A 20,308-nucleotide genomic window follows, 5' to 3' on the forward strand; every position below is an offset into this window, starting at 1 on the left:
CCCCCTTACCCCCCGCCCATCGCTGGAGTTGAATGGTAGGGACGCTCAGTCACTCGAACGGAGGAGTTCATCGTGGGGAACCTGACCCGAGGTATCGGTCTGGCAATCGGCACGACAGCCCTGGTCGGTATGACCCTGGCCGGCTGCGGTAAGGACGAGGGCAAGGACAACAAGGAGAAGCCGACCGAACCGGCCAAGAGTTCGAGCATGCCTTCGCCCTCGGCCAGTTCGCCGGCCCCGCAGCCCGGCGGGCAACCGCCGTCGCCGACCGAGAAGGCGCCGACGCTGACACCCGGCGGCCCGAACTCCTTCACGCCGTCGGTCCTGGCGCCCCCTGCACCGACCGCCCTGCCGGGCAACGTCGTCACCGGTCAGTAGTGCGCGACACCACAGGGCGATATCCCCGCGCGTGTAGTCCGTTTGACCGACGATGGCGCGTCGGCCCGTCGTGCCATCCCCCCGTGCTCGGCGGGCCGACCCGCTACGCCGTCTCCCACAGGCAATTGCCGGCCAGTTCGGCGTAGAACAGACTCGGCAGCATCCGGACCTGCATGGGCCTGCCCGGTTCGCCCTCGAGGACCTGCGGCGGCGCCAGTACTCCTGCCTCCACCACGGTGGTCTGCGTGACACGGCATGACGACTCGGGGTCCAGCGGCGTCGCCGTCCAGTCTCCGGAGGACAGATCGGGATTGCGCATGCCCTGGCCGTGCAGGGTGATGGGCGGTCCGTAGCTCAGCCAGGTGTCGTTGGGCGGGAACGGTGTCTGCACCGGCACCCAGGTGTGGGCCGGCCCGGACTGCCGGCAGGCCACGTAGGTCGTCTGGTCGTCCAACAGCGTCATGGCGCCGTCGAACTCCGCCGGGCACATCGCGCCCGCCTGAGGCGGGGTCTGGTCGGGCACCGGGTCCGCGAGGGCAACACCGGGAGCCATCACCCAGGTGGCGATCACCAAGCTGATTAAAACCCGCACGCCACAAACAGTACGACGGGTCAGCCGATGATCGGCAGCCGCCGGCGCCGGGCCATCCGGTCGAGTTCGGCCTGCATCACCCTGCGGATCCGGCCGTCGACCTTCTCGATGTCGGGATCGGGGCCCCACCGGGCCACGACGTCGATCGGGTCCAGCACCTGGCTGACGATCTTCGACGGCAGCGGCATGTTGACCGGAACCAGCACGCTGAGCCCGAACGGGAATCCGAAGGACACCGGAAGGATGTCGGTGTGCAGTAACCGGCGCTCCAGCTTGTCCAGTCGCAGAGCCCGCGCCAGCCAAGTCCCCCGGCTCAGGTACATCTGGGTCTCCTGGCCGCCGATCGACACCACCGGGACGATCGGGGCCCGCGCCGCCGCCGCGGTGCGCACATAGCCCGTGTGCCCGGCGAAGTCGATGGTGTTCTCCACCATGGTCGGCCGGTAGACCTCCCGGTCCCCGCCCGGGAACACCAGCACCGCGGCCTCGTCGGCCAGCGCCTCCGCGGCGTGCTCGGGGGTGGCCCGGATGATCCCCAGATGCGGGAGGAACTCGGCGGCCGGGCCGTGGAAGAGCGAGTCGTGCCCCAGCACATAGAGCGGCCGCTGGTAGCCGAAGCGGCCGTAGAAGTCGACCGCGAAGATCGCGAAGTCGGGGGTCGTCAGGCCACCGGAGTGGTTGCCCACCAACAGACATCGGCCCGGCGGGATGCGTTCAAGTCCCCGAACCTGGGAACGGTGGTAGACCTTGACCACCGGGCGCAACAGGTCGGCGACGTGCCGAGTCAGGCCGGGATCCCACCGCCCGACCTGGGATGTCATCGTGACCTGGTCCGGGCGGCCGGCCGGGCTAGGCGTACAGGCTGTCGATCGTGTCGTGGAAGTTGTCCACCACGACCTTGCGCTTGAGCTTGAGGCTCGGCGTCAGGTCGCCGGACTCCACGGTCAGTTCGCGGTCGATGATGGCGAACCGCTTGACCTGCTCCCACCGGTTGAGGTGCTTGTTGAGTTCCTCGACGTATCCGGCGACGGCGTCGTAGGTCTTCGGGTCCCGCGCGATCTCGGAGAAGGACTTGTCGCCCAAGCCGTGCGAATCGGCCCATTCCCTGGTGCCGTCGGCGTCCAGGCTGACAAGCGCCACGCAGTACGGCTTACCCTCGCCGTAGACGATGATCTCGCTGGCGAACGGGCAGATCCCCTTGAAGTGGGCCGAAATCGCCGACGGCGCAACGTATTTGCCCTGCGCAGTCTTGAACATGTCCTTCTTGCGGTCGGTGATCCGCAGGAAGCCTTCGGCGTCGAGTTCGCCGATGTCACCGGTGTGGAACCAGCCGTCGGCCTCGATCGCCTCCGCGGTCGCCTCGGGCATGTTGTGGTAGCCGTTCATGATGCCCGGACCCTTGAGCAGAATCTCCCCGTCCTCGGCGATCATGACGTCGGTCTGCGGGAGCGTCCAGCCGACGGTGCCGAAGCGGTAGGCGGTGGGCCGGTTGATCGAGGAGGCCGCCGAAGTCTCGGTCAGACCGTAGCCCTCGAGGACCACGACTCCGATGGCGTCGAACCACTGGGCGATCTCGCGGTCCAGTGCGGCCGACCCCGAGATGAAGAACCTCAGACGCCCCCCGAAGCGTTCACGGATCTTGGACAGCACCAGCTTGTCGGCCAGCTTGTGCTGGGCGGCCAGCACCGGGGAGACCCGCTCGCCGGCCTGTTTGGCCCGGGAAACCTGCAAGCCGACGCCGATGGCCCAGTCGAACATGCTCTTCTTGAGCCCGCCCTCCTTGACCATTGTCTCGTTGATGCGGCTGTGCACCTTCTCGAAGATGCGCGGCACCGCACCCATGATGGTGGGCCGGATCACGGCGAGGTTCTCGACGATCTTGTCGACCCGGCCGTCGACCACCGTCGGGAAGCCGATCGCCAGCGGCAGTGCCAACATCACCTTGCCGAAGGAGTGCGACAGCGGCAGCCACAGGTAGTTCAGATCCTTGTCCGACAACACGCCCAGGGCGTCCATGGCTGCCGCGGTGTAGGTCCAGGACTGCTGCAGCAGCCGCACGCCTTTGGGCTTTCCGGTGGTGCCGGAGGTGTAGATCAGGGTGGCCAGCTGGTCGGGGCGGATGGCGTCGATCCGGTCGCTGACGGTGGAGGGCTCCTCGGAGAGCAACTCCGCACCGAGCGCCTCGAGTTCCTTGAGGGTCATCACCCAGTCCCCGTCGCCGTCGCCGTCGATGACGACGATCTTCTCCACCGCCGGGACCTCGTCGCGGTGGGCGCGCAGCTTGTCGACCTGTGTCTGGTCCTCGGCGATGACGATGCGGCTGCCCGAGTTGGCCACGATGTAGGCGACGTCCTCGGCGTTGGTGCTCGGGTACACGGTGGTGGTGGCCGCGCCCGCCGCCAGGATCCCGAAGTCGGCCACCACCCACTCGTAACGGGTGCCCGAGGCCAGCGCCACCCGATCCTCGGGATGGATGCCCAGCGCGACCAGCCCGGCGGCGATGTTGTCCACCCGGATTCCCAGTTGCTGCCAGGTCACTCCTTCCCAGCCGCCACCCTTGGGGTAGCGGAACGCCTCGGCGGTGGGTGTCGCCGCGACACGCGCGCGGAACATCTCCGGAACCGAGCCGAGCCGGGAGTCGATCCTGCCGATGTCGAGGCGTTCTTGGGATTTATGCAGGCCTGCCATGGCCCGAGTCTATGAAACGCCCGTCCGGCCGGTTGACGCGACGCCCCTAATCGGGGTCCGGCGGCGGGACACCCGGCGCGGCGACGCAGGTACCGGTGACTCCGTCCAGCAGCGTGCCCGTTGGGCACCACCCCGGCACACACTGGAAACCAGGGGTCTGGGCGTCTTCGTGCTGACCGATCGGACAGCCCTGATCGACCGGGCCCGGGGAGGCCGGCGGGAGACCGAAGAGGACTGCGGCGGCGAGGGCGGCCAACACCTGCCCGATGCTAGCGACGGGCCGGGAGCCCCGGGCGCAGGCGCACCGGTGTGCCAGCATGACTGAGATGGCGATCTCGGTCTCCCCCGCCGGCGGCGCGGACGCCGCGGAAATCGCCGATCTCGCCGCGGCGACGTTCCCGTTGGCCTGCCCGCCGTCCGCGGCAGCCGACGACATCGCCGCGTTCGTCGGCGCGCAACTGTCGGCGCGATGTTTCGGCGACTATCTCGCCGACCCCGACCGAGTCGTGCTGATCGCCTCAGACGACGGCCGGATGGTCGGCTACACCATGCTCGTCCGCGGCATCGGCGAGGATCCCGGAATAGCCCGCGCGGTCCCGCACCGTCCTGCCGTGGAAGTGTCGAAGATGTACGTCGCGGCCGGCCACCACGGCACCGGGGCGGCCGGCGCGCTGATGCGGTCCGGGATCTCCTGGGCCGCCGGCGACGGGGCGGCGGCGGTGTGGCTCGGGGTGACCCGCACCAACGCGCGCGCGCAACGCTTCTACAGCAAGCACGGATTCGCCGTGGCGGGGACGCGGACCTTCAGGCTGGGTTCGGCGCTCGAAGACGACTTCGTGATGGTGCGCGCACTCTAGGCGGCGGCGCCGGCGCTGGTCAGCGCCAGCAGCCGGGAGGTGGCCCGAAGGTATTTCTTGCGGTACCCGCCGGCGAGCATCTCCTCGGAGAAGATGGCGTCGAGCTTCTCCCCCGACGCCACCACCGGAATACCCGCGTCGTAGAGACGGTCGGTCAGCGACACCAGCCGCAGGGCGACGCTCTGGTCCTCGATGCGGTGCACCCCGGTGATGTGCACCGCCGATACCCCCTCGATCAGGGTGAGATAGCGCGACGGGTGCATGGTCGCCAAGTGCGCGCACAGCGCGTCGAAGTCGTCGATCGTGGCACCGGGCAACCGCCCGGCGCTCGCCCGCACCTCCTCGTCGGACAACGGCTGCGGGGCCGGCGGCAGACCGCGATGCCGGTAGTCCGGCCCCTCGATCCGCACGGTGGTGAAAATGCTTGCCAGCGTGTTGATCTCGCGCAGGAAGTCCTGCGCGGCGAACCGTCCCTCGCCGAGTTGCTCGGGCAGCGTGTTGGAGGTGGCCGCGATCGAGACGCCACGCTCGACGAGCTGCGAGAGCATCCGCGAGATCAGTGTGGTGTTGCCCGGGTCGTCCAGTTCGAACTCGTCGATGCAGACGACGGTGTAGTCGGCGAGCAGGTCGATGCACTCGACGAACCCGAACACCCCGGCCAGCTGGGTCAGCTCGCCGAAGGTCGCGAATGCCCTGGGGTTCGCGGCCGTGTCGGGCAGCCGCCAGAACGCCGATGCCAGCAGATGGGTCTTGCCCACCCCGAAACCGCCGTCGAGGTAGAGCCCGACACCCGGCAGCGGTTCACGCTTGCCGAACATCCTGCGCCGGCCGGCGCGGCGGCGAACCGCCTCGTCGCAGAAACCCACACACGACACCACCGCGGCGGCCTGCGAAGGCTCCTGCGGATCCGGCCGGTAGCTCTCGAAGCTCACATCGGCGAACGTCGGCGGCGGCACCAGTTGGGCGATCAGCCGCTGCGGCGAGACTGTCGGGTATCGGTCCACCAGATGCCCGGCCATTTCAGGACTGTATCGACGCGCGCGCGGGCGCCGTGTTGCAATCGTCGTCATGGACGACGCCGACGCAGTCCGGCTGCAACTGCTGGAGGGCTCGGCGCCGGTGAGCGACGACGACCTCCGGCGGCTCTACGCCTATCCGGGCGGGCGTGTGGTGCGGGGCAACGCCATTGCCAGCCTCGACGGCGCGGCCGCAACCGGAGGCACCTCGGGCGGCCTCGGCGGTCCGGGCGACCGCCGGTTGTTCGCGCTTCAGCGCGAGTTGTCCGACGTGGTCGTCGTCGGCGCGGGCACCGCCCGGGCCGAGAACTACGGCGGCGCCCGGATGACGGTGGCCCAGCGCCGGCGCCGGCAGTCCCGCGGTCAGAGCGAGGTTCCGCCCATCGCGCTGGTAACCCGCTCGGCGTCCCTCGAGCGCGACCTGCCGGTGCTGACCGGAAGCGAGACGCCGCCGTTGGTGATGACCTGCGGCGATTCGGTGACAACCGGGCGTGAACGGGTGGGCGCTTCGGCCGAGGTGGTGGACTGCTCGGGCCGCGACGCGGCCCGGGTCGATCTGGGGGTGCTCGTGGAACGGCTGGCCGAGCGCGGACTGTTTCGGGTGCTCTGCGAGGGCGGACCCAGCCTGATGGGTGCATTCGTCGCCGCCGGGCTGCTCGACGAGTTGTGCCTGACCACCTCCCCGATGCTGGTCGGCGGCCCGGCCGCCAGGATCTCCTCCGGCGGACCCGACCTGCCCGCCCGGATGCGCCGGGCGCACGTGCTGGCCGATGACGAGGGCTACCTCTACTCGCGCTACGTCCGCGTGAACTAAGGTCCCGGCCGCGGCTCGCTACTGTGGTGGGCATGCGTCGGCAGGCTCGGACCAGGACCGCGGTCACCGCGGGTGTCGCGGTGCTGACGTTTCTCACCGGCTGCGCTCCCGGTTTGGCCGCCAACCCGAAGTTCGCCACCGATTCGGCGAGCAACCCCGGCGCCGCCCCGACGACCGGCAACTCCGCCGCGGGCGCACCGGAGTTCCTCGCACCGAAAAGCGATCTGGTGTGGAACAACTGCAGCGCCAAGGGATTCAGGGATGCCGGCGCCAAGCCGATGCCCGGGGTCTCGCTGGAGTGCGCCGAGTACGAAGCCGATCTCGACCCGGTGACGGGCGCCACCGGCACCGTCACCATCGGCGCCATGCGGGCCCGTTCCGCGCAGACCCCGCCGGATGCCTCGCCACTGGTCTTCACCACCGGCTCGGACCTGCCCTCGTCACTGCAGCTTCCGGTCTGGCTGACCCGCTCGGGCGGCGACGTGCTGGCCCAGCACCCCATCGTGGCGGTGGACCGTCGCGGTATCGGACTGTCCAGCCCGATCGACTGCCGCGACGAGTTCGACCGCAAGCAGATGCGCGATCAGGCCCAGTTCGATCCGGGCGACGACCCGGTGGCCAACCTCGGGGCGGCCACGCTGACGGCGACGACCGGTTGCACCGACGCGCTGGCCCCGGGGGATTCGGCCTACGACAACGCCCGCGCCGCCGAGGACCTCGAGCGTCTGCGCAGCACCTGGGAGGTCCCGGCGCTGGCCCTGGTCGGCATCGGCAACGGCGCCCAGGTGGCACTGGCCTACGCGGGCTCGCACCCGGAGAAGGTCGCCCGTCTGGTGCTGGACTCCCCCGTCCCGCCCGGCGCCGGCGCCGAGGCGTTCGCCGAGGATCAGGTCAAGGCCCAGCAGAGTTCCCTCGACGCGTTCGCCGCCCAGTGCTCGGCGGCCAACTGCGTGCTCGGGCCCGACCCGAAGGGCGCCGTCGACGCGCTGCTGTCGGCCGCCCGGGCGGGACGCGGACCCGGCGGGCTGTCGGTGGCAGTGCTGACCGACGCCATCACCACCGCGCTGGGCTATCCCTCCGGTGACCCGATCACCAGCACCGTCAAACTCGCCGACGCGCTGGCAGCCGCCCGCGGCGGCGACATCAACCAACTCAACAGCCTGGTCAACCAGGCCAATGCGTTGCGTGGCACCGACGGCCAGTTCGTCAACTCCTGCAGCGACTCGCTCAACCGGCCCAGCCCCGACCGGGTCCGCGAACTCGTCGTCGCCTGGGGCAAGACCTACCCGCAGTTCGGGACGGTGGCGGCGCTGAATCTGGTGAAGTGCCTCAACTGGCCCAGTGGCACGGCACCCAAGGATCCCAAGGACCTCAAGACGAACGCCCTTCTGCTGGGTGTGCAGAACGATCCGATCGCCGGGTCGCAGGGGGTGGCCGCGGCGGCGGCGACGATGCTCAACGCCGGCGCCACCAGCAAACGGGTGATGTGGCAGGGCACCGGTCACGGCGCCATGATCTACACGTCGTGCGCGATGCCGCCGTTGCTGTCCTACCTCGGCAGCGGCGCCCTGCCGCAGACCGACACCTTCTGCCCCGCCTGACCGGCGCGGCCGCCCGGCCGGTGTACGGTGCGGATCGTGGCACGAAACGGCCCGATGAGCACCCAGGACGTGGTGCGGACGGCATTGTGGCCGATCGCGATCATGTCGATCATCCACCGCAGTTACGTGCTGACCTCCAATGGCTACATCACCGATGACTGGGCGCCGGTCTACTGGGCGCTGCGGCACTTCCGCGCGGGCGAACCCGTCTACACCGACGTTTTCGTCGAGGTCGACCCGCACTACCTCTACCCGCCCGGCGGGACCCTGCTGATGGCCCCGTTCGGCTACTTCGACAGCATCTTCGCCGCCCGCAACTGGTTCATCGTGCTCAACACCGTCGCCATCATCGCCGCCTGCTGCCTGCTGGTGCGCCTGTTCAAGTTCGCGCTGAGTTCGGTTGCGCTGCCGGCCCTGCTGGCGGCGACGTTCGTCACCGAGTCGGTGACCAACACTCTGGTGTTCACCAACATCAACGGCTGCATCCTGCTGTGCGAGGTGCTGTTCTTCCGCTGGCTGCTCGACGGCCGGGTGAGCCGGGAGTGGTTGGCGGGCATAGCTATCGGGCTCTCTCTGGTGGTCAAACCGGTGCTGGCCGTTCTGCTGCTGCTGCCGCTGCTCAACCGGCAGTGGCGGGCACTGATCGCGGCGGTGGCGATGCCGGTCGCGTTCAATGTGGTGGCCTGGCCGCTGGTGGTCGACCGCGGCAGCTTCATCCACCGCACGCTGCCCTACATCCTGTCCACCCGGGACTACTTCAACTCCTCGGTGCTGGGCAACGGGGTGTACTACGGACTTCCGATGTGGCTCATCACGGCGCTTCGGCTGATGTTCCTCGCCCTTGCCGTCGGCAGCCTGTGGCTGCTGTACCGCTACTACGCCAAGCGCGATCCGTTCTTCTGGATGCTCACCTCCTCGGGCGTGCTACTGATCGCCTCGTGGCTGGTGCTGTCGCTGGCACAGGGCTACTACTCGATGATGTTGTTCCCGTTCCTGATGACGGTCGTGCTGCCGAACTCGGTGCTGCGCAACTGGCCGGCCTGGCTTGCCACCTACGGGTTCTTGACGCTGGACCGCTGGCTGATGTGGCGCTGGCCCACCACCGGCCGCTTCCTGGAATACATGAAGATCACCTACGGCTGGTCGCTGATGCTGATCGTGGTGTTCTGCGTGCTCTACTTCCGCTACCTCGACGCACGCTCCGACGACCGGCTCGACGACGGGATCGACCCCGCGTGGATGACTCGCCGTCCACCCGCGGACCGCGCTAGCGTTGACGCGTGAGCACGACACCCAGGCTTCAGCTGTCCGACGACGAGTGGCGCCGGCGGCTGTCCCCGGCCGAATTCCATGTGCTGCGCCAGGCCGGAACCGAGCCGCCGTTCACCGGCGAGTACACCGACACCAAGACCGACGGCGTCTACCAGTGCCGCGCGTGCGGCGCCGAACTCTTCCGCAGCACGGAGAAGTTCGAGTCGCACTGCGGATGGCCGTCGTTCTTCGACCCGGCCGACTCCGAGGCGGTCATCCTGCGAACGGATGACTCGATGGGCATGCGCAGGGTGGAGGTGCTGTGCGCCGCCTGCCACAGCCACCTCGGCCACGTCTTCAGCGGGGAGGGCTACCCGACCCCGACCGACCAGCGGTATTGCATCAACTCCATCTCACTGAATCTGATTCCGGACACAACGCCCTGATCTGTCGGACCCGTGGGCCATAATCGAACACATGTTCGATACTGCGATCCATGAGCACTGGGATCCGCCCGATACCCCCGGGTCGAGGTCAATCATCGAGGGCATCTGCGACGCGGGCCGCTCGGAGAACCGGGCCGCCGCCCGCCGGCTCGGATTGATCGGGGAACTGTTCGAGATGAGGCGCCTCGAGCGCGGCGAGGAGGAGCACTGGGCGGTGGACACCTGGGCCGCCACCGGTGCCGAGATCGCCGCCGCCCTGCGCATCAGCGTGGGCAGGGCGGGCAGCTACATCAGCTACGCCCGGGCCATGGGCCGACTGCCCGGAGTGGCCGCGGTTTTCGCCGCGGGCGACATCGACATGTCCGCCTTCCAAGCCATCGTCTACCGCACCGACCTGATCACCGACGACGCCGTGATGGCAGTCGTCGATGAACGCATCGCCGAGTGGGCGGTGGGCCGGCCGTCGATGAGCCGTACCAGGCTGAGCCGGGAGATCGACGGCATCATCGCCGCCTACGATCCGGATGCCGTCCGGCGGACCAGCGAGCGTGCCCGCGGCCGCGACGTCACGATCTGGGACAACAAGGACGGGACGGCTGACGTTTCCGGACGGTTGTTCAGCGCCGACGCCCATCTGCTCGACAAACGTCTCGATCAACTGGCCGATACCGTCTGCACGGCCGATCCCCGCTCACGCGACAACCGGCGAGCTGATGCAATGGGCGTCCTGGCTACCGGTGGCGACAGGTTGATGTGCCGCTGCGGACAGTCCCAGTGCCCGGCAGTCGCACCCACCCGTTCCGGGGTGGTCATCCACGTCGTCGCCGAGCAGGCTTCTCTGGAGGGCCGTTCACAGCGGCCGGCCTATCTCATGGGCGCGGACAGCCTGATCTCCGCGGAGGTGCTACGCGAGTTGGCGGCCACCGCCAAGCTCCGACCCCTGATCCATCCCGCCGAGGATGCCCCCGAGCCCGGCTACCGGCCCTCTAAGGCCTTGGCCGACTTCGTCCGAGCCCGGGACCTGACCTGCCGGGCACCGGGGTGTGACCGGCCGGCGATCGACTGCGACCTCGACCACACCATCCCCTATCCCCGGGGCGCCACATGCGCGTCAAACACCAAGGCGCTCTGCCGTTTTCATCACTTATTGAAAACGTTCTGGGGCTGGCAGGACCTCCAGCTCCCGGACGGCACCGTGATCTGGAGGCTTCCAGGCGGACAGACCTGTGTCACCAGGCCGGGCAGCGCCCTGCTCTTTCCCGATCTGACGAGACCAACCGGAGCCGGCGAGCGGACCGCGATGATGCCCCGGCGGAAGACCACCCGTTCGGCAAACCGCGCCCACCGCATCAGCGCCGAACGCTCCCGCAACCGCCGGATCAGACTGGGCCTGCGGTCGTCGGCGATCCCCAATCCCGACGCCGAGGATCCGCCTTTTTAGGCGTGCACTTCATGCCTCGCCAGCTCGAGCACCTGATCAGCGGTCAACGGCTGGCTGTAGAAGTAGCCCTGCACGAAGTCGCAGCCGAACTCCCTCAGGCAGTTCACCGTCTCGATGTCCTCGACGCCCTCGGCGACGGTGGTCAGACACAGAACCCGGGCAACGTCGATCACCGCGCGGGCCACCGCCGCCGCCCGCGGATCACGCGTGATCGGCGCGATGAAGTCCCGGTCCAGCTTGACCTCGTCGACCGGAAGGTCGCGCAGGTAGCTCAGCGCCGAGTAGCCGCTGCCGAAATCGTCGATGGCAACCAGGATTCCGCGTCCGCGTAGTTCGCTCAGGACGGTGCGGGTGCGGGCGAGGTTGTCCAGCACCATGTCCTCGGTGATCTCGACGGTCAACGCCGAGGGACTCAGGTTCCGGTCCGCCAGTTCCCGCCTGATCCGCTCCGGCAGGTTCGGCATGGCCAGCGACGGCGGGAACAGGTTGATCGCGACCGGAACCTGCGCGCCGGCCGCGTACCAGCGTGCCGCGTCGTCCAGTGCCCGGGTGAGCACGAAGTCGGTGACCGGCCCGATCAGTCCGTGCCGCCGGACCATCGGCAGAAATTCGTCGGGGCCGAGTAGTTCCCCTTCCTGGCGCGGCCAGCGCAGGAGCGCCTCCACTCCCACCAGGCCCGAGCTCTTCAGGTCGAACTTGGGCTGGTAGACCATGGTCAGTTTCTGCTGCTCAACGGCATCCCGCAGTTCGGCCAGCAGTTCATCCCCGGCGGACGGATTCTCCTGCGATCGCCACAGCGTCGACCGGTCCGCCCGGGACCGCTTGGCCGCGTACATCGCCTCGTCGGCGCGCTTGAGCAGATCCTCGACTTCGCGCCCGGTTCTGGGGCCGGCGGTCTGCGCGACGGCGAAGCCGACACTCGGCCGCACCATCACCTCATGTCCGTCGATGACGAACGGCGCATTGAACGCTTCGGCCACCTTGCGCGCGAGGGGCTCGGCGGTGTGCGGTGCGCCCTCGAGGATGACCCCGAACTCATCCCCGCCGAGCCGGGAGACGGTGTCACCGGCGCGGACGGCGCCGCGCAACCGGTCGGCGACGGCGACCAGCAACTCGTCGCCGGCGGCGTGCCCGAGTGTGTCGTTGACCAGCTTGAACTCGTCGAGGTCGATCGCCAGCACACCCAGGGACTGGCCGTCACGCGCGCGCAGGGTCATCGCGTGGTTGAGCCGGTCGCCGAACAACGCCCGGTTGGCGAGTCCGGTGAGCGGATCGCGCAGCGCCTGATCGGCGACCACCGCTAGCAACCGCCGGTTCTCCCGGACCGCCAGGAACTGCCGGCCCAGGACGGTGAACACCAGAACCAGGCCGACGGCCAGCACCGGCCCCGCCGAGGACTGTTCGGGAGGGCTGATCGCCAGCACCCCGGCCGCCAGCATCAGCGGGGCGTAGGGCAGCCACACCGAGGCCCAGCCCGGCATGTCGGCCGCCTGGAACCGGTGCGGCGGCGCGTCCCTGCCCGCGGCCGCGGCCACCGTCAGCAGTAGCAGCCCGGCCACCCAGCCGATGTCGATCAGGTCTCCGCTTACGTACTCGCGCTGGGCGGAGAGGTAGGCATAGCCGCTGTCGGCGATCGCCATGCACGCCAGGCCCACGGTCAGCAGCGTCATCGACAGTCGTTGCGGGGCCTGGGCGCTGACCAGGACCACAGCCGACATTGTCAGCAGGATCAGGTCGGTCACCGGATAGGCAAGGGAGAGAATGAATTCCAGTGTGCTGGCCTCGCGCGTCTCGTTGAGCCGGCTCATGACGAGCAACCAGGACACGATGAACAGCGAACCGGCCACGATCAGCGCGTCCAGCAGGATCCGCCCGCGCGACTCGCCTCTGCGGGGATTCCAGAACAGCAGCAGGGCGGCTCCCGCGCCGATCGGGAACAGCAGGAAGAACACGTCGGCCAGCGACGGGAAGGGGACCTCCCGCAGCACGAGTTCGTAGTAGGTCCACAGCACCTCGGCTATCGTCCACACCGTCAGCCCGGCCGCCAGGCACGACCACCCCGCACGCAGGCGGCCCTGCGTCGAACGGGCCGCCAGGACGGCGAAGACCAGAGCCGGAACCGACACCGCGACGAGCGCGATGTCGTCGATCGCCTTCAGCGCGTAACCCTGCGACACTCCGCTGAGCAGCCACCCCGTGAAGACCGCGAACACCACGGCGGCCGCTACGGCGACCCGGCGGGTTGAAGGCGTCGGCGCTGTCACGGCAGCCGGCTGACAAGCTCCTCGACACCCACCCGCGGGCCGGTGAAGAACGGGATCTCCTCGCGCACGTGCCGGCGCGCCTCCGTCGCCCGGAGGTCGCGCATCAGGTCCACGATGCGGTGCAGCTCGGGAGCCTCGAAAGCCAGGATCCACTCGTAGTCGCCGAGCGCGAAGGCCGGAACGGTGTTGGCCCGCACGTCCTTGTAACTCCGGGCGGCCATGCCGTGGTCGGCCAGCATCTTGCGTCGCTCGTCGTCGGGCAGCAGGTACCAGTCCAGGGACCTGACGAACGGGTAGACGCAGACGTAGTTGCCGGGCTCCTCGCCGGCCAGGAACGCCGGCACGTGACTCTTGTTGAACTCCGCCGGCCGGTGCAGAGCGACGCTGCTCCACACCGGGTTGCACGCCCGGCCGAGGGCGGTGGCGCGCCGGAAGTCGCTGTAGGTCCCCTGCAGGGCTTCAACATGTTCGGCGTGGGTCCAGATCATGAACTCCGCATCGGCCCGCATTCCGGCCACGTCGTAGAAGCCGCGGACCACCACACCGCGCTCCTCCTGCTGCTTGAGGAACATCGCGGTCTCGTCGGCGACCGCGGCACGGGAATCCTCGTCGTAGCCCAGCACCCCGGGACGCACCGCAAAAGCCGAGAACATCACGTAGCGCACGGTGGCATTGAGAGCGTCGTAATCCAGTCGCGCCATGGCAACTATGGTGCCACGCGGGCCGCCGCCGCCCCAGCCGCGGCCACACAGGCCGGCACACCGACCCCGTCGAGGAAGTTGCCGGCGACGGCCAGCCCGGGCGGCAAACCGGCGCGTATCTCGGCGGCCAGCTGCGCGTGGCCCGGACCGTACTGGGGCAGCGCGTCGATCCAGCGGTGCACCAGCACCGCGACCGGGTCGACGCTGATCCCGAACACGGTCCGCAGATCCTCCAGCGCCCAGGTTCGCAACTCCTCGTCGGAGGCGCCTGCGGCGATATCGTCGCCGTACCGCCCGAAGGACATCCGCAGCAGCTCGGCGCCGCCATCGGCACCCCACTTGCGGCTGGACAGCGTGATCGCCTTGCAGTGCAGGTTCTCCCCGCCGGCCACCAGCACCCCGGACTGCGGCGGGAAGGGCGTGCCGGCGGGAACGGCCATGACCAGCACCGCCGAGGAGGCCACCGGGATCCTGGCCGCCGCCGCGGCGGACCGCGGTGCGATGTCCTCGAGAAGCGCCGCCGTCGCCCGCGCCGGGAGGGCGACCACCACGGCGTCGGCCCGCCAGGTCCGGCCGGAGCCGTCGGCCACTGTCCATCCGTCGACGTCGGCGTACATGTGGTCGACCGCCGCCGGAACCCACTCCAGCGCGCCGCGGGCGGTCAACTCCTCCAGCAGCACGCAGTATCCCCCGGCCACGGCCCCGAACACCGGTCCGCCGGTACTGGCCGGCCGGGCGCGGCGCACCGCCGCGGTGAGACTCCCGGCCCCGTCGTCCAGGGCGGCCGCCACGGTCGGGGCCGCCGAGCGGATGCCTATGGTGGCCGCCGATCCGGCGTACACCCCCGACAGCATCGGGTCCACCGAACGGGCGACGACCTGCTCGCCGAACCGGTCACCGACCAGCTCGGCGACCGACGGGTCGTCGCCGGGCTGCCAGGGCATCGGACGGTCCGGTTCGGCGGCCATCCGGGAGACGGTGGCCTGGTCCACCAGCCCGGTCACCGACTCCGGGGAACCGGGGATGCCGTTGACGGCATCCGGCGGGAGCGGATGCAACCGGTCCCGGCTGTAGATGGCGGGCCGCACCCCGGTTGTGGTGATCTGCCGGCCGGCCAGGCCCAACTCGGCCAGCAGCGCGGGCACCTCAGGCCGCCGGGCGACGAATGCCTCGGCGCCGATGTCCACCGGCCGGCCGCAGAGCGTCTCGGTTCGCAGCGCCCCGCCGAGCCGGTCGGCGGGGTCGAACAGCCGGATCGAAGCGCCCGGGCCGGCGGCGGCACGGATGCGGTAGGCGGCCACCAGCCCCGAAATGCCGCCGCCCACAACAACATAGGAGCTCACGGCATAGGAGCTCACAACGAGTGCACCAGCGCCACCAGTTCGGTGATCACGCCGGGATCGGTGGCGGGCAGCACTCCGTGGCCGAGGTTGAAGATGTGCCCGGAGGCGCCGGCGTCGACGGCCAGCCGGCCGTCGTCGACCACCGCCCGCGCTGCCTTCTCCACGGCCTGCCACCCGGCCAGCAGCACCACCGGGTCGAGGTTCCCCTGCAGGGCCTTGCCCGGTTCGACCCGCGCGGCCGCGTCGGCCAGCGAGGTGCGCCAGTCCACCCCGACGACGGTCGCGCCCGCCTGCCCCATCGCCCCGAGCAACTCGGCGGTGTTGACCCCGAAGTGGGTCATCGGGACTCCGTAGCCGGACAGCGCGTCGAACACGCGCGCGCTGTGCGGCAGCACGAAGCTGCGGTAGTCGGCCAGCGACAGCGTGCCGGCCCAGGAGTCGAACAGCTGGATGGCGTCCACCCCGGCATCGAGCTGGACCCGCAGGAAGTCGATGGTCAACTCGGCGAGGACGTCCATCAGCGCGTGCCAGGTGGACGGCTCGGCGAACATCATCGTCTTGGTGCGCTCGTGCAGCTTGCTGGGGCCGCCTTCGACCAGGTAGGACGCCATCGTGAACGGCGCGCCGGCGAATCCGATCAGCGGCACCTCGCCCAGCGCCCCGATCAGCAGCCCGACGGCGTCGCCGACCGCACCGACCCGTTGCAGGCAGAGGTCTTTCAGCGCCCTGACGTCGGCCTCGGTACGCACCGGATTGGCGATCACCGGGCCGACGTCGGGCACGATGTCCAGGTCGACCCCGGCGCCGCGCAGCGGGACCACGATGTCGGAGAACAGGATCGCCGCGTCGACACCGTGCCGCCGCACCGGCTGGAGGGTGATCTCACAGATCAGCTCCGGGTCGAAGCAGGCCTGCATCATGGTGCTCGCGGCCCGCAGCTTGCGGTATTCCGGCAGCGAACGGCCGGCCTGGCGCATGAACCAGACCGGGATCCGGCTGGGTTTGCGGCCGCCCGCGGCGGCCAGGTAGGGCGCCTCGGGCAGCTGACGGCGGGAGCTCACGGTTGACATGCTGCCACGGTCCCGGCCGGCCGGGCCCCCGGCACGGCGCGCCTGTCCGCGAGACCCGCCCGATGGGTCTACCGTCGAATAAGTGACCAGTGCGGAGCCCACGCAGTTCCGCGAGGCAGTAGCGGCCATGAACGCCGCCGAGGTCCGGCCGGAGATCGAACTCGGCCCTATCCGCCCACCTCAGCGCCTCGCGCCATACAGCTATGCGCTGGGAGCGGAGGTGCGCCGGCCGGAGCCCGACATCATCCCGGAGAACGCCGAGGGCGACGCGTTCGGCCGGCTGATCCTGCTGCACGACCCAGACGGGGCCGAGGCCTGGGACGGCACCATGCGGCTGGTGGCGTTCATCCAGGCCGACCTCGACCCCAGCGAGGCGGTGGACCCGCTGCTGCCGGAGGTGGCCTGGAGTTGGCTGGTGGACGCCCTGGAGGCCCGCTCCGGGCACGTCACGGCGCTGGGCGGGACGGTCACCGCCACCACCTCGGTGCGCTACGGCGACATCTCCGGGCCGCCGCGTGCCCATCAGCTGGAGATGAGGGCATCGTGGACGGCCACCACACCGGCCCTCGGCACGCATGTGCAGGCGTTCTGCGAGGTGCTCGAGCATGCGGCCGGACTGCCGCCTGCCGGAGTCACCGACCTGGGCTCCCGCTCGCGCGCCTGACATGCCGGAACCCGACGACGCTCCGCAACCCGACGACGCGCCGCAACCCGTCCCGTTGCTCAGTCCCGCCGAGGGCGTTCCCCCGGTGGCGGTCAGCGCGGCCGAGATCGCGTCGGCCGCGGACAAACTGGCCTCCGGCGCCGGGCCGTTCGCGGTCGATGCCGAGCGGGCGTCGGGCTTTCGCTACTCCAACCGCGCCTATCTGATCCAGATCCGCCGCAGCGGGGCCGGCACGGTGCTGATCGACCCGGTCAACCACGGCGGCAGCCCGATCGACACACTCAGGCCGCTCGCCGAGGTGCTCGACACCGACGAGTGGATCCTGCACGCCGCCGACCAGGACCTGCCCTGCCTTGCCGAGGTGGGTCTGCGCCCGCCCCGCCTCTACGACACCGAACTGGCCGGCCGGCTGGCCGGTTTCGAGCGCGTCAACCTCGCCGCGATGGTCGAGCGTCTGCTGGGGCTCGGTCTGGTCAAGGGACACGGCGCCGCGGACTGGTCGAAACGCCCGCTGCCGGCGGCCTGGCTGAACTACGCCGCCCTGGACGTCGAGGTGCTGCTGGAGTTGCGTTCGGCGGTGGCGTCGGTGCTGCACGAGCAGAGCAAAACCGACTGGGCCACCGAGGAATTCGAGCATCTGCGCTGCGCCGAGAGCACGCCAACCCGGCGGGACCGGTGGCGGCGCACCTCGGGCCTGCACAAGATCCGCAACCCGGCGGGGCTGGCTGCGGTGCGCGAACTGTGGACCGTTCGGGACCGCATCGCCCGCACCCGCGACATCGCCCCCGGGCGGATCCTGCCCGACTCGGCGATCATCGCCGCGGCGGTGGCCGATCCCAAGACCGTCGAGGAACTCACCGCCCTCCCGGTCTTCGGCGGCCCCAAGCAGCGGCGCAGCGCCCAGATCTGGCTCGACGCGCTGGCGGCCGCCCGCAGCGACCGCGAGCCGCCGGAAACCTCCGAACAGCTCACCGGGCCCCCGCCGCCGGTGCGCTGGGCCAAGCGCAAGCCCGAGGCGGCCGCGCGCCTGGAAGCCGGCCGCGCGGTACTGGTCGAGCTGTCCGGGCAGGTGGGAGTGCCGACCGAGAACCTGCTGTCACCGGAACTGATGCGCCGGCTGTGCTGGGAGTGGCAGGACGGCGACGCCGCCGCCGGGGAGTCGGCGCTCGACGAGTTCCTGCGCGACGGCGGTGCGCGCGACTGGCAGCGCGCTCTGGTGGTGCCACTGCTCGCGGGAGCGTTCACCCGCGCCCGGCAGCCTCCGGGCTAGTCGAACCGCTCGGCGGCCGTCTCCTCGACCGCGCCGAGGGCGGCCACCCACCCGGTGACCTGACGGGCCACGTTCTGCTCGGTCAAGCCGACGTCGTCGAGCACCTGGTCACGGCTGGCGTGCTCGAGGAAGGCCTGCGGCACGGCGACGTCGCGGCAGGGCGTGTCGACCGCCGCGGCGCGCAGCGCCGCCGAGACGGCCGAGCCGACGCCGCCCCGCACACCCCCGTCCTCACACGTCACCACCAGCTTGTGCTCGCCGGCCCGCGCGATCAGCGCGTCGGCCACCGGCAGCACCCAGCGCGGGTCGACCACCGTCACGCCGATGCCCTGCCCCCGCAGCCGATCAGCCACCTTCAGCGCCATCGACGCGAACGGGCCCACCGCGACCAGCAGCACGTCATTGCCCAACCCGGTCGCCGGGCGGGCCAGCACGTCGATACCGCCGACTCGCTCGAGCGCCGGAATATCCTCGCCCACTTCACCTTTCGGGAATCGGAGCGCGGTCGGCCCGTCATCGGTCTCGAGTGCCTCGCCGAGTTCCTCGCGCAGCCGGGTGCCGTCCCGGGGCGCGGCGACCCGGATGCCCGGCACGATGTTGAGCACCGACAGATCCCAGATCCCGTTGTGGGAGGCCCCGTCGTTACCGGTGATGCCGGCCCGGTCGAGCACCAGCGTGACGGGAAGCCGGTGCAGGGCGACGTCCATCAGGATCTGGTCGAAGGCCCGATTGAGGAAGGTGGAGTAGATGGCGACGACCGGGTGCAGTCCGCCCATGGCCAGGCCGGCCGCCGAGGTCACCGCGTGCTGCTCGGCGATGCCGACGTCGAAGAGCCGGTCGGCGAAGCGTTCGCCGAAGGCCGCCAGACCGGTCGGACCGGGCATGGCCGCGGTGATCGCGACGATGTCCCGGCGCGCACCGGCGTAGGCGATCAGCGCGTCGGAGAACACCGACGTCCAGCCGGGTGCCGGGATCTTCGTGGCGAGACCGGTTTTGGGGTCGATGACGCCGCAGGCGTGCATCTGCTCGGCCTCGTCGTTCTCCGCGGGCGGATAGCCCATGCCCTTGCGGGTCACGACGTGGACGATGACCGGCGCGTTGTAGCCGCGGGCGTGGCGCAGCGCGTTCTCCACCGCATGCTCGTCGTGTCCGTCGATCGGGCCGACGTACTTCAGGCCGAGGTCGGCGAACATCACCTGGGGGGCCACCGCGTCCTTCACACCGACCTTGACGCTGTGCATCGCCTGGTAGCAGACCTCGCCGATCACGGGCAGGCCGCGCAGCGCCCGCTTGCCGCGGTCGAGCAGCCGCTCGTACCCGGGTTGCAGCCGCAGCCCGGCCAGGTGGTCGGCCAGCCCGCCGATGGTCGGGGCGTAGCTGCGGCCGTTGTCGTTCACGACGATCACCACCGGCCGTTTGCCGGCGGCGATGTTGTTCAGCGCCTCCCAGCACATGCCGCCGGTCATCGCGCCGTCACCGACGACGGCCACCACGTGGCGGTTGTGCTGCCCGGTCAGTTCGAAGGCCTTCGCCAGGCCGTCGGCATACGACAGCGCCGCCGAGGCATGGCTGGACTCGACCCAGTCGTGGTCGCTCTCCGCCCGCGACGGGTAACCCGACAGGCCGCCCTTCATTCGCAGCGTGTCGAAGTCCGCGCTGCGACCGGTGAGCATCTTGTGCACGTACGCCTGGTGGCCGGTGTCGAAGATGATCGGGTCGTGCGGGGAGTCGAACACCCGGTGCAGCGCCAGGGTGAGTTCGACCACGCCGAGGTTGGGACCCAGGTGACCGCCGGTGGCGGCCACCTTGTGGATCAGGAACTGGCGGATCTCCTCGGCGAGATCGGAGAGCTGATCCTGCGAGAGCCGCTGCAGATCAGCAGGACCGCGGACCTTCTCAAGCATCCGCTCAG

General features: G+C 70.0%; 18 protein-coding genes. 9 read left to right on the forward strand and 9 right to left on the reverse strand.

The features are described 5' to 3' along the window. Nucleotides 1–72: 72 nt before the first annotated feature. The gene (locus ACKOQ4_RS09965) at nt 73–378 is read left to right on the forward strand and encodes a hypothetical protein (protein ID WP_526291335.1); all 306 of its coding nucleotides are present in this window, start codon (nt 73–75) and stop codon (nt 376–378) included. 103 nt (nt 379–481) lie between these two features. Here ACKOQ4_RS09965 and ACKOQ4_RS09970 read toward each other — a convergent pair whose 3' ends face one another. The 3 genes from ACKOQ4_RS09970 to ACKOQ4_RS09980 are packed head-to-tail and all read right to left on the reverse strand — an operon-like array spanning nt 482 to nt 3,658. Next, nucleotides 482–970, reverse strand: a complete 489-nt coding sequence (locus ACKOQ4_RS09970) for a hypothetical protein (RefSeq protein ID WP_526291337.1) — start codon at nt 968–970, stop codon at nt 482–484. Nucleotides 971–990: 20 nt separating this feature from the next. Continuing rightward, nucleotides 991–1,791, reverse strand: coding sequence for a 1-acyl-sn-glycerol-3-phosphate acyltransferase (locus ACKOQ4_RS09975; protein ID WP_526291339.1), 801 nt, complete (start codon nt 1,789–1,791; stop codon nt 991–993). A 28-nt stretch (nt 1,792–1,819) separates the two neighbouring features. Then, complete coding sequence (locus ACKOQ4_RS09980; protein ID WP_526291341.1) at nt 1,820–3,658, reverse strand: AMP-dependent synthetase/ligase; 1,839 nt, start codon at nt 3,656–3,658, stop codon at nt 1,820–1,822. Nucleotides 3,659–3,984: 326 nt separating this feature from the next. Here ACKOQ4_RS09980 and ACKOQ4_RS09985 point away from each other — a divergent pair, with 326 nt between their 5' ends. Beyond that, nucleotides 3,985–4,515 carry a GNAT family N-acetyltransferase gene (locus ACKOQ4_RS09985; RefSeq protein ID WP_526291343.1) on the forward strand — a complete coding sequence of 177 codons (531 nt, stop codon included), beginning with the start codon at nt 3,985–3,987 and terminating at the stop codon, nt 4,513–4,515. Here the strand turns inward: ACKOQ4_RS09985 and zapE are convergent. After that, nucleotides 4,512–5,585 (reverse strand): cell division protein ZapE, encoded by a 1,074-nt coding sequence (gene zapE, locus ACKOQ4_RS09990; protein ID WP_526291345.1) that lies wholly within the window; start codon nt 5,583–5,585, stop codon nt 4,512–4,514. The two genes, ACKOQ4_RS09985 and zapE, sit on opposite strands and share 4 nt — an antisense overlap. Here zapE and ACKOQ4_RS09995 point away from each other — a divergent pair. From ACKOQ4_RS09995 to ACKOQ4_RS10015, 5 genes are read left to right on the forward strand one after another with little or no spacing between them, the layout of a single operon-like run. Further along, a complete protein-coding gene (locus tag ACKOQ4_RS09995; RefSeq protein WP_526291347.1) occupies nt 5,584–6,345 on the forward strand; it encodes a pyrimidine reductase family protein in 762 nt (253 codons plus the stop codon). The genes zapE and ACKOQ4_RS09995 overlap by 2 nt on opposite strands. Before the next feature lie 32 nt (nt 6,346–6,377). Further along, complete coding sequence (locus ACKOQ4_RS10000) at nt 6,378–7,946, forward strand: alpha/beta fold hydrolase (protein ID WP_526291349.1); 1,569 nt, start codon at nt 6,378–6,380, stop codon at nt 7,944–7,946. Nucleotides 7,947–8,000: 54 nt separating this feature from the next. After that, on the forward strand, nt 8,001–9,230 hold the full coding sequence (gene aftC, locus ACKOQ4_RS10005; RefSeq protein WP_526291471.1) for an arabinofuranan 3-O-arabinosyltransferase: 1,230 nt from the start codon (nt 8,001–8,003) through the stop codon (nt 9,228–9,230). Continuing rightward, nucleotides 9,227–9,643 (forward strand): peptide-methionine (R)-S-oxide reductase MsrB, encoded by a 417-nt coding sequence (msrB, locus tag ACKOQ4_RS10010; protein ID WP_526291351.1) that lies wholly within the window; start codon nt 9,227–9,229, stop codon nt 9,641–9,643. The genes aftC and msrB overlap by 4 nt, the downstream gene beginning before the upstream one ends. A gap of 31 nt (nt 9,644–9,674) precedes the next feature. After that, the gene (locus ACKOQ4_RS10015; protein WP_526291353.1) at nt 9,675–11,084 is read left to right on the forward strand and encodes an HNH endonuclease signature motif containing protein; all 1,410 of its coding nucleotides are present in this window, start codon (nt 9,675–9,677) and stop codon (nt 11,082–11,084) included. Here the strand turns inward: ACKOQ4_RS10015 and ACKOQ4_RS10020 are convergent. The 4 genes from ACKOQ4_RS10020 to hemE are packed head-to-tail and all read right to left on the reverse strand — an operon-like array spanning nt 11,081 to nt 16,453. Then, complete coding sequence (locus ACKOQ4_RS10020; RefSeq protein WP_526291355.1) at nt 11,081–13,348, reverse strand: putative bifunctional diguanylate cyclase/phosphodiesterase; 2,268 nt, start codon at nt 13,346–13,348, stop codon at nt 11,081–11,083. The genes ACKOQ4_RS10015 and ACKOQ4_RS10020 overlap by 4 nt on opposite strands. Continuing rightward, the gene (gene hemQ / locus ACKOQ4_RS10025; protein ID WP_526291357.1) at nt 13,345–14,049 is read right to left on the reverse strand and encodes a hydrogen peroxide-dependent heme synthase; all 705 of its coding nucleotides are present in this window, start codon (nt 14,047–14,049) and stop codon (nt 13,345–13,347) included. The genes ACKOQ4_RS10020 and hemQ overlap by 4 nt, the downstream gene beginning before the upstream one ends. A gap of 5 nt (nt 14,050–14,054) precedes the next feature. Beyond that, complete coding sequence (locus ACKOQ4_RS10030; protein WP_526291359.1) at nt 14,055–15,392, reverse strand: protoporphyrinogen oxidase; 1,338 nt, start codon at nt 15,390–15,392, stop codon at nt 14,055–14,057. A gap of 11 nt (nt 15,393–15,403) precedes the next feature. Then, a complete protein-coding gene (hemE, locus tag ACKOQ4_RS10035) occupies nt 15,404–16,453 on the reverse strand; it encodes a uroporphyrinogen decarboxylase (RefSeq protein ID WP_526291361.1) in 1,050 nt (349 codons plus the stop codon). A gap of 136 nt (nt 16,454–16,589) precedes the next feature. On the opposite strand from hemE, the gene ACKOQ4_RS10040 reads away from it, so the two are divergent. Next, the gene (locus tag ACKOQ4_RS10040; RefSeq protein WP_526291473.1) at nt 16,590–17,126 is read left to right on the forward strand and encodes a DUF3000 family protein; all 537 of its coding nucleotides are present in this window, start codon (nt 16,590–16,592) and stop codon (nt 17,124–17,126) included. A gap of 1 nt (nt 17,127) precedes the next feature. Next, on the forward strand, nt 17,128–18,396 hold the full coding sequence (locus ACKOQ4_RS10045; protein WP_526291363.1) for an HRDC domain-containing protein: 1,269 nt from the start codon (nt 17,128–17,130) through the stop codon (nt 18,394–18,396). On the opposite strand, the gene dxs is transcribed toward ACKOQ4_RS10045, so the two are convergent. After that, nucleotides 18,393–20,300 (reverse strand): 1-deoxy-D-xylulose-5-phosphate synthase, encoded by a 1,908-nt coding sequence (gene dxs / locus ACKOQ4_RS10050; RefSeq protein ID WP_526291365.1) that lies wholly within the window; start codon nt 20,298–20,300, stop codon nt 18,393–18,395. The genes ACKOQ4_RS10045 and dxs overlap by 4 nt on opposite strands. Nucleotides 20,301–20,308: the final 8 nt, after the last annotated feature.

The organism is Mycobacterium sp. (genome assembly GCF_046095365.1).
Taxonomy (GTDB): domain Bacteria; phylum Actinomycetota; class Actinomycetes; order Mycobacteriales; family Mycobacteriaceae; genus Mycobacterium.